General features: G+C 69.1%; 8 protein-coding genes and 1 pseudogene. 2 read left to right on the top strand and 7 right to left on the bottom strand.

The genetic code is table 11. The features are described from left to right. From B2W70_RS11975 to B2W70_RS11955, 5 genes are all read right to left on the bottom strand, one after another. A partial coding sequence (locus B2W70_RS11975; RefSeq protein WP_286745970.1) for a formate dehydrogenase accessory sulfurtransferase FdhD occupies window positions 1-481 on the bottom strand: 481 nt, incomplete at its 3' end. Continuing rightward, window positions 478-2,802, bottom strand: a complete 2,325-nt coding sequence (locus tag B2W70_RS11970) for an FdhF/YdeP family oxidoreductase (RefSeq protein ID WP_286745968.1) — start codon at window positions 2,800-2,802, stop codon at window positions 478-480. The genes B2W70_RS11975 and B2W70_RS11970, both read right to left, overlap by 4 nt. A gap of 54 nt (window positions 2,803-2,856) precedes the next feature. Further along, window positions 2,857-3,705: an S-formylglutathione hydrolase gene (fghA, locus tag B2W70_RS11965; protein ID WP_286745966.1), complete on the bottom strand. Its 849-nt coding sequence runs from the start codon at window positions 3,703-3,705 to the stop codon at window positions 2,857-2,859. Window positions 3,706-3,718: 13 nt separating this feature from the next. Then, window positions 3,719-4,864, bottom strand: a complete 1,146-nt coding sequence (locus B2W70_RS11960; RefSeq protein WP_286745972.1) for an S-(hydroxymethyl)glutathione dehydrogenase/class III alcohol dehydrogenase — start codon at window positions 4,862-4,864, stop codon at window positions 3,719-3,721. A gap of 49 nt (window positions 4,865-4,913) precedes the next feature. Then, window positions 4,914-5,177, bottom strand: a complete 264-nt coding sequence (locus B2W70_RS11955) for a metal-sensing transcriptional repressor (protein WP_137840890.1) — start codon at window positions 5,175-5,177, stop codon at window positions 4,914-4,916. A gap of 88 nt (window positions 5,178-5,265) precedes the next feature. Between B2W70_RS11955 and B2W70_RS11950 the strand changes: the two genes are divergently transcribed. Continuing rightward, complete coding sequence (locus B2W70_RS11950; RefSeq protein WP_286745964.1) at window positions 5,266-6,708, top strand: TAXI family TRAP transporter solute-binding subunit; 1,443 nt, start codon at window positions 5,266-5,268, stop codon at window positions 6,706-6,708. Here B2W70_RS11950 and B2W70_RS11945 read toward each other — a convergent pair. Together B2W70_RS11945 and B2W70_RS11940 are read right to left on the bottom strand one after the other, a co-directional pair. Next, window positions 6,686-7,618: a patatin-like phospholipase family protein gene (locus B2W70_RS11945; protein ID WP_286745962.1), complete on the bottom strand. Its 933-nt coding sequence runs from the start codon at window positions 7,616-7,618 to the stop codon at window positions 6,686-6,688. The two genes, B2W70_RS11950 and B2W70_RS11945, sit on opposite strands and share 23 nt — an antisense overlap. A gap of 6 nt (window positions 7,619-7,624) precedes the next feature. Then, window positions 7,625-8,239, bottom strand: coding sequence for an OmpA family protein (locus tag B2W70_RS11940; RefSeq protein ID WP_286745961.1), 615 nt, complete (start codon window positions 8,237-8,239; stop codon window positions 7,625-7,627). Between the two features lie 195 nt (window positions 8,240-8,434). Here B2W70_RS11940 and B2W70_RS11935 point away from each other — a divergent pair. After that, window positions 8,435-9,043: pseudogene (locus B2W70_RS11935) on the top strand (DNA-binding protein); the annotation flags it as partial.

The following is a 9,043-nucleotide window of genomic DNA, read 5'->3' as shown; positions in this document are numbered from 1 at the left end:
GCCGCGCCTCATCGCCCAAGCCGTTCAACAGGCCAACGGGCAGCGCCTGCTCGAAGGCCTCGAGGCTGTCGATGCCGCACAAGCCGCAACCGGTGCGCCCTGCGAGCTGCCTGCGCCGATCCTTGAAGCGCTCGAAGGCACGAGGCGACACCTGCAAGTGCACGCTGAAGCCCGTCTCACCGAGGACGGCCGAGGTGCTGGGCTCGACGCGCAGGTCACGGAGCTCATCGATGCCCTGCAGCAGCCCTTCAGACAGCGAGAAACCCACGGCGAAGTCTTCGAGCGAGGTCGGTGTGGCCATCATCACCACGTGCGAGATGCCGTTGTAGACCAAGGCCACCGGGGCTTCGTCGATGACCCAGTCCTGGTCGATCTGCTGCCGCGCCCCATCGTGGCGACGCACGTCCACGCGACTCAGGCCCTCGGGCAGGTCCGAGCCCTGGGCATCGGGCGCCCCGGCCACCGGTGCGCGGGCGTTCACGCGGCCCCCTTGGCGAGTCGGAGCCTGATCGGGATGGCCTTCGATGCCGGCGTGCGCGCGCCCACGGCATGGCTGTCCAGCGGCACCAGCACGTTGGTTTCGGGGTAGTAGGCGGCCACGCAACCCGCTGGGATGTCGTGATCGACCAGCTTGAAGCCCGGGGCCACGCGCTCGATGTCATCGGGTGCGGCGCCGATCAGGTCCACCCAGGCGCCTTCGTCAAAGCCGGCGCGCACGCGGTCTTGCGCGTTGACAAAGAGCACACGCCGCTGCCCGAAGACGCCCCGGTAGCGGTCGTCCAGGCCGTAGACGGTGGTGTTGTACTGGTCGTGGGCGCGCACCGTGGTGAGGGCGAAGACCTCTTCGGCAGCCTGATCACCGCCTGCGTCAGCGCCCACGCCCGCGTCGACCTCATCGCGGCGCGAGCGCTTGCGGGCGCGGTGCACCAGCGTGTCCGTCGGGATGCCGTGCACCGCGAACTGCGCCTTGCCCGAGGCCGTGGCCCACACGCGTTCGCTGGCGGTGTTGCGCAGCCTGAACCCGCCCGGGCGGTGGACCTTTTCATTGAAACCCGCGAACTCGTCGAACACCTGCGCGATGTGGTCGCGGATGCGGCCGTAGTCCTCCACCAGCCACATCCAGGGCACGCGGCTGTTCGGCAAGGTGGCGGCGGCCAGGCGCGCCACGACCACCGGCTCGGACAGCAGGTGCGGTGAGGCCGGTGCGTTGATGCCAGCCGAGAGGTGCACCATGCTCATCGAGTCTTCGACGCTGATGTGCTGCGCGCCGCTGGCCTGCAGGTCGACCTCGGTGCGGCCCAAGCAAGGCAGCACCAGGGCCTCGCGGCCATGCACCGTGTGGCTGCGGTTGAACTTGGTGGCCACGTGCACGGTGAGCGCGCAGCGCTGCAGCGCGGCCCAGGTGGTGGGTGTGTCGGGCGTGGCGGCCGCGAAGTTGCCGCCCATGCCGAAGAACACGCTGGCGCGCCCATCGCGCATGGCCTCGATGGCACCGATGGTGTCGAAGCCTTCGTGGCGCGGCGGCTCGAAGCCATACACATCACGCAGCCGGTCGAGGAATGCGGGCGCAGGCTTTTCGTAGATGCCCATGGTGCGGTCGCCCTGCACGTTGCTGTGACCGCGCACCGGGCACAGGCCCGCGCCCGGCTTGCCCACCATGCCGCGCACCAGCAGCAGGTTGGCAATCGACTGCACCGCCGCCACGCCATGCTGGTGCTGGGTGATGCCCATGCCCCAGCAGGCGATCACCTTGTCGGCCTGGGCGATGACCTGCGCGGCCTGCAGCAGCCGCTCGCGTGTGAGGCCCGATTCGGCCTCGATGCGGGCCCAGTCTTCGGCCTCCAGGTCGGCCTTGAGCGCGTCGAAGCCGGTGGTGTGCTCGGCCACGAAGGCGTGGTCCACCGCTTCAAGCGTCAGCAGGTGCTTCATGATGCCCTTGAGCACCGCGATGTCGCCACCCACCTTGAGCTGGTAGAAGTCGGATGCGATGGGCGTGGCGCCACCGCTGAGCATCTCCAGCGGGCTTTGCGGGTCGGCGAAGCGCTCCAGGCCGCGCTCGCGCATGGGGTTGAAGCTGAGGATGCGCGCGCCACGGCGCGAGGCCGCGCGCAGCTCGCCCAGCATGCGCGGGTGGTTGGTGCCCGGGTTCTGCCCAAAGATGAGCAGGCAGTCGGCCAACTCGAAGTCATCGAGCGTGACGGTGCCCTTGCCCACGCCCACGCTGGCCTTCATGCCGACGCCGCTGGGCTCGTGGCACATGTTCGAGCAGTCGGGGAAGTTGTTGGTGCCGAACTCGCGCACGAACAGCTGGTACAGAAAAGCCGCCTCGTTGCTGGTGCGCCCCGAGGTGTAGAAGATGGCCTCGTCGGGCGAAGGCAGGGCTTGCAGGTGGCGCGCCACGGTGGCGAAGGCCTCGTCCCAGCTGAGGCGGCGGTAGCGGTCGGTGGTGGCGTCGTAAGCCAGGGGCTCGGTCAGGCGGCCCAGGGCTTCGAGGTCGTGGTCCGTCCAGCTGCGCAGCTCGCTGACGGTGTGCTGGCCGATGCGCTCGGGCGTGGCGCGGTCGGCCGTGGCTTCGGCGGCCACGGCCTTGACGCCGTTTTCGCAGAACTCGAAGCTGCTGGTGTGCTGGCGGTCGGGCCAGGCGCAACCCGGGCAGTCGAAGCCATCGGGCTGGTTGGCCGACAACAGGGTGCGCGCGCCCTTGAGCGCGATGCGGTGCTGCAGCAGCTGGTGGGCCACGCTGCGCAGCGCGCCCCAGCCCCCGGCAGGGCCCTTGTAGACCTGGATTTTGGCTTCGCTCATGGTGTGACAGGTGGCATGGGTCGCATCAAGCAGGGGGCGTGCCACCCTCTCACATCATCGGCCCGAATTCAAGGCCTGCGCGTGGTGCGCCACGTGCTCACCGATGAAGCTGGCGATGAAGTAGTAGCTGTGGTCGTAACCGGCGTGCCGGCGCAGCGTCAGCGGATGGCCGGTGCGCTCGCAAGCCTGGGCCAGCAGCTCGGGCCGCAACTGCCCCGCCAGGAACTCATCGGCCTCGCCCTGGTCCACCAGCAAAGGCAGGCGCTCGGCCCCCGCGGGCAAAGCCTTGATCAAGGCCACAGCGTCCCACTCGGCCCAGGCCGCCGGATCAGGCCCCAGGTAAGCCCCCAGCGCCTTCTGCCCCCACGGCACCTGCGAAGGCGCGACGATGGGCGAGAACGCCGACACGCTGCGGTAGCGCCCCGGGTGGCGCAGGGCCGTGATCAGCGCGCCATGACCCCCCATCGAGTGGCCGAAGATGCCGCGCTGGCCGTTGGCCGGGAAGTGCTGCTCAACGAGCGCAGGCAGCTCCAGCGCCACGTGATCCTGCATGCGATAGTGCTGCGCCCAGGGCACCTGCGTGGCGTTGACGTAGAAGCCCGCGCCCTGGCCCAGGTCGTAGCCGGGGTCGTTGGCCACGGCTTCGCCACGCGGGCTGGTGTCGGGCGCCACCACGATCAGGCCGTGCTGCGCCGCGTGCTGCTGAAAGCCCGACTTGGTGATGAAGTTCTGCTCGGTGCAGGTCAGGCCCGAGAGCCAGTACAGCACCGGGCAGGCCTGGCCGCGCAGCGCCGCAGGCGGCAGGTAGACGGCGAACTTCGTGTCGCAGCCCAGCGTGGGCGAGGCGAACTGCCAGACCTCCTGGCTGCCACCGAAGCTGGCGTGTTGCTCGACGCGTTGCATGGCGCTGCTCCAGTCAGGCGGTGGCTTCGGTCACGTCGGTGCCCGCTTCGGCGAAGTTCACCACGCTGCGGATCGACTTGCCCTCGTGCATCAGGTCGAAGGCCTGGTTGATGGCTTGGAGGCCCATGGTGTGGGTCACGAAGGGCTTGAGGTTGATGTCGCCCTTCATGGCATCTTCGACCATGCCAGGCAGCTCGCTGCGGCCCTTGACGCCACCGAAGGCCGTGCCCAGCCACTTGCGGCCCGTCACCAGCTGGAACGGACGGGTGGAGATTTCCTGGCCCGCCCCGGCCACGCCGATGATCACGCTCTGGCCCCAGCCTCGGTGCGCGCACTCCAGTGCCGCGCGCATCACGTTGACGTTGCCGATGCACTCGAAGGAATGGTCGACACCCCAGCCCGTCATCTCGACGATGACCTGCTGGATGGGCTTGTCGAAGTCTTTCGGGTTGACGCAGTCGGTCGCGCCGAAGGTGCGCGCCAACTCGAACTTGTCGGGGTTGGTGTCGATGGCGATGATGCGGCCGGCGCCGGCTTTCTGCGCGCCATGCACCACGGCCAGGCCGATGCCACCCAGGCCGAACACCGCCACGGTGTCACCCTTTTGCACCTTGGCGGTGTTCTTGACCGCGCCCAGGCCCGTGGTCACGCCGCAGCCCAGCAGACACACCTGTTCGGGGTTGGCATCGGGGCTGACCTTGGCCAGCGAGACCTCGGCCACCACGGTGTACTCGCTGAAGGTGGAGCAGCCCATGTAGTGGTAGATGGGCTTGCCCTCGTATGAGAAGCGCGTGGTGCCATCGGGCATCACACCCTTGCCCTGGGTGGCGCGCACCGACACGCACAGGTTGGTCTTGCCGCTCTTGCAGAACAGGCACTCGCCGCACTCGGCGGTGTACAGGGGGATGACGTGGTCGCCCGGCTTGACGCTGGTCACGCCCTCGCCCACTGAGACCACGATGCCGGCGCCTTCGTGGCCCAGCACCACCGGGAACAGGCCTTCCGGGTCGTCACCGCTCAAGGTGAAGGCGTCGGTGTGGCACACGCCGGTGTGCGTGATCTTGACCAGCACCTCGCCTTTTTGCGGCGGGGCCACGTCGATCTCGACGATCTGCAAAGGCTGGCCAGCGGCGAAGGCAACGGCGGCACGGGACTTGATCATGGGGGGCTCCTTGGGTGGGGGCAGGGTTGTCGGTTCGCTCAAGGCGTCATTTCAGGTACGAGCGCACCAGCGTCGTGATGTCGTCGGCCAGTTCATCGACGCTGCGCTCAGCGTGCAGTTGCTCGCGCACGTGCGATTCGAGGATCTCCGACATCAGGCCGTTGACGGCACCACGCATGGCCGCGAGCTGCTGCAGCACGGGCGCGCAGTCGGCACCGGCTTCGAGCGCGCGCTCCAGCGCTTCGGCCTGCCCGCGGATGCGGCGCACGCGCGTCAGGGCCTTTTTCTTGTCTTCAGGGGAGTGGGGCATGGTGCTCGGCATGCATAGTGGGGGGGAGTATACGCATCCTGCAAAGGGATGGGGCATCCGCCGCGCGCGGCCGCTATAGTTTTCCACCATGACCCGTCACGTTTCCCAGGCGCTGCTTTCGCTGCGCGACATGCTCGCTTCGGTGGGCCCCGTGCTGCTGTTCGCCATCGCCCTGCTGGGCGGCGCCTACTGGTGGCTGGACCCACAACCGCCGCGCACCGTTGTGCTGGCCACGGGCCCTGCCGGCAGCGCTTACGCCGAGTTCGGTCAGCGCTACGTGCAGGCCCTGGCCAAGGACGGCATCCGCGTGCAGTTGCTCGAAACCGAAGGGCCCGAGGCCAACCTGCAGGCCTTGCGCGAGGGCCGCGCCAACGTGGCCTTCGTGCGCGGCGGCACCGACAACGGCCCCGAGAGCGACCTCGACGAGCATGAAGACCCCAACGAGGGCATCGTCTCGCTGGGGGCCTTGTTCTACGAGCCGCTGTGGGTCTTTTACCGGCCGGCCTCGCTGGCCGGGTCGCCGGGCCAGGGTGGGGCAGGCAAGCTGGCAGGCCAAGCAAAGGGGCAGCCAGCCAACGCCACCGCAGCGTCCACCACCGTGCTGCGCTCGCTCAGCCAACTGCAGGGCCTGCGCATCAACCTCGACGAAGCCGGCAGCGGCGTGCCCGAGCTGATGCGCCGCCTGCTGCTGGCCAATGGCCTGGGCCCCACCGCCTTCATCGCCAGCGAGATGCCACCTCACGACGCGACCGAGGCGCTCAAGGCCGGCCAAATCGACGCCATGGTGCTGATGACGGCGCCCGAGTCACCCACCGTGCAGCGCCTGCTGCTGCAAAGCGGCGTGGCGCTGGCCGAGGTGCCGCAGGCCGATGCCTTGTCTCGCCGCTTCCCCTTCCTGCAGACGGTGACGCTGCCGCGCGGCATGGTCGACCTCGCGCGCGACCTGCCGCCCGATGACGTCGGCATGCTGGCCTCCACCACCGCCTTGCTCACCCACGAAGACACCCACCCCGCGCTGCGCCAGCTGTTCGCGCAAGCGGCGCAGCAGATCCACGGCGGCGCGGGCTGGTTCAACGGCGCGCGAGACTTTCCCAACACCCGCACCAGCGAGCTGCCCGTGAGCCCCGAGGGCGACCGCGCCATCAACGGCACGCCGCCCTTCTGGCAACGCTACCTGCCCTTCTGGGCCAGCAACCTGCTCGAGCGCATGTGGCTGGTCATCGGCGGCTTGATCGTGCTGCTGCTGCCGATCTCGCGCGTGGTGCCACCGCTCTACACCTACCGCGTCAGGCAACGCGTGTTCCGCTGGTACGCACGGCTGCGCGAGGTCGAGGCGCGCATGGAAGACGGCGAGGGCGACACCACCGAGCTGCTCAACGAGCTGGATGAGCTCGACCGCGTGGCCAGCCAGATCACCGTGCCGCTGGCCCACGCCGACGAGCTCTACGCCCTGCGCAACAACATCGAGAAGACGCGGCGGCGCCTGTTGGCGCACCCCGCACCCGCGCTCACAGCAAACGCTGCGCGATGACCGGCGCCAGCCGCTGACCGGCCTTGTAGCCCGCCTCGATGAGGGCGCGGCGCGCCGTGAAGTCGGTGCTGACGATGCGGCCCACCTCGGGGCGGATGACCATGTCGGCCTGGCGGCTCTCGAAGTCGCGCAGCGACTTGCCCATGATCTCGAACGAGCGCAGGATGACCTCGTACAGCCCCGAGGCCGGTCGCTGCGCGTACACGCTCGGGTCTTCGGCGCCCACGTCCACGGCCACCACCTGCGTGGCGCCCATGGAGCGCGCCGTCTGCACGGGGATGGGGCTGACCAGGCCGCCATCGAGGTACTCCTGGCCATTGGCCTCGGCCGGCAAAAAGATGCCAGGGATGCTGCACGAGGCACGCACCGCAAAGCCCACGTCACCCGTGGTGAAGGTGCGCAACTGCCCTGAGGGGAACTGCGTGGCCACCGTCACCAGCGGCGTCATCAGGCCGCTGAGGCTGCGCCCCCGAACACCCCGGTTGACAAAGGACTCCAGCGTGCGGCCGCTGACCAGGCCCCGGCGCTTTTCGGTGCCCGGCGCGATGAGGTCGACCACCGAGTTGTCGCTGACGTCGTAGGCCAGGGCCTCCATCTCGCGGCCTGAGTAGCCTGCGGCCCAGAAGGCACCGACCAGCGCCCCCGCGCTGCAGCCGACGATCAGGTGCGGTTTGATGTTGGCCTCGTCCAGCGCCTTGATGACACCGATGTGCGCAAAGCCCCGCGCCGAGCCCCCGCCCAGCACGATGGCCAGGCGGGCGTCTGCCGCGCGCGGCTTGAGCGGGCGCGTGGTCGGTTGCGGGGCGGCTGCGCCGATGCCGGGCGTGGCCAGGGCCGACACCCCTGCCAGGGTCGAGAGGAGTTGCCTGCGGTCCATGGAGATGCTTGCGATCAGGTCGGGTCGGGTCACGTCGGGTCAGCGAAAGCCCTGGGCTTCGATGCGCTCGCCCAGCTCGGCCTTCAAGCGCGCGAAGGCGTCTTCAAACCGGTTGGCCGGCTCGCCCTCGGTGAGGTGCGCCACGGTCTCGTTGAGCACGACGATCTCGACGCGGCGGTTCAGGCGCCGGCCGATGTCGCTGTCGTTCGGCGCGATGGGCTGGCTCAGGCCCAGGCCCAAGGTGCGCAGCCGCGCCTCGGGCACGCCCAGGCGCTTGAGCGCAGCGGCCACGGCCTCGGCACGGCGGGCCGACAGCGTCTGGTTGAACGCCTCGCTGCCGACGTTGTCGGTGTGGCCCTCGAGCGAGAGCTGCGCCTGGGTCTTGTCCATGGCCAGGCGCGCGACCTCGCGCAGGTGGACGTCGGCCTCGGGCGACAGCGTGTGCGAGCCGAAATCGAACAACACGTTGTCGGGCAGCCAGATGACGACGCCGCGGTCGACCTGGCCCAGCGCCAGCTTGACCGGCGGCTTGGCCTCGGGCGCGGTGGTGCAGGCGCCCAGGCAGGAAACCAGGGCCAGGAACAGCAGGAAAGCCAGCAGGCGAGCCCAACGGGTCTGGGCCAGGGGCAGGTGGGTGTCGAAGGGGGTGCTCATGGCGAGCAGTGTTGCCAGAGCGACTGGGTTGCGCACCCAACCGGGGTGGGGGGCAGGCCCCGACTTTGGTCGGATGTCGGCCTTTGTTTTTGTTTCATGATTTGTTTCACAACCATCGGTAAAACAGGCCATGAGCCAAGCATTCAAAGGCTTCAACAAGCCCCCGCATGCAACTGGTTTCGTTACACTGACCCGATGGACGACACCCCCCTGATCACCTACTTGCGCCAGCAGGCCCGGCTGCCGGGGGGCTCGGCCCGCGTGCCCGCTGGGCAGGTGGTGGCTGGCCTGGGCACCAGCCGCCCCACCTTGATGCGGGCGGTGCGGCAGGCGGGTGATCAGGTCATCGCCATGGGCCAGACGCGTCGGCGCGCCTACGCTGCCCGGCGCGCGCTGCGCGGTCAATGGGCGCCTCTGCCGGTGTTCCAGGTCAACCAGCAGGGCGAGCCTCGCCTGCTTGGCCGCCTTCACCTGGCCCACGGACACGGCTGCTGGTTCGAAGGCGAACTCACAGGCTGGCCACTCGCCCCAGGCGACTCGGCCATGCGCGACGGCTGGCACGAAGGCCTGCCTTACCCCCTGCAAGACATGCGCCCCGAAGGCTTCCTGGGCCGCGCGTTCGCGCGCACCCACGCAGCATTGCTACAAGTGCCTGAAGACCCGCGCGAATGGTCAGACGACGACACCCTGCACGCGCTGACGCTGCTGGGCTCGGACATGCCGGGTGACCTCATCGTGGGCGAAGCCGCCTACCAACGCTGGGCCCAAGACCAGCTGCAAGCCCACGCCCATGTCCCCCCCCCC

The sequence above is a fragment of the Aquabacterium sp. UBA2148 genome (assembly GCF_002328915.1).
Classification (GTDB): Bacteria; Pseudomonadota; Gammaproteobacteria; order Burkholderiales; family Burkholderiaceae_C; genus Aquabacterium; species Aquabacterium parvum.
This window is presented reverse-complemented; position numbering and strand designations above follow the sequence as displayed.

What these genes read in the sequence shown, in the direction of transcription:
- fghA (WP_286745966.1), bottom strand. Translation starts at nt 3,705, where the DNA reads ATGCAACGCGTCGAGCAACACGCCAGCTTCGGTGGCAGCCAGGAGGTC.
- B2W70_RS11955 (WP_137840890.1), bottom strand. Translation starts at nt 5,177, where the DNA reads ATGCCCCACTCCCCTGAAGACAAGAAAAAGGCCCTGACGCGCGTGCGC.
- B2W70_RS11940 (WP_286745961.1), bottom strand. Translation starts at nt 8,239, where the DNA reads ATGAGCACCCCCTTCGACACCCACCTGCCCCTGGCCCAGACCCGTTGG.
- B2W70_RS11970 (WP_286745968.1), bottom strand. Translation starts at nt 2,802, where the DNA reads ATGAGCGAAGCCAAAATCCAGGTCTACAAGGGCCCTGCCGGGGGCTGG.
- B2W70_RS11950 (WP_286745964.1), top strand. Translation starts at nt 5,266, where the DNA reads ATGACCCGTCACGTTTCCCAGGCGCTGCTTTCGCTGCGCGACATGCTC.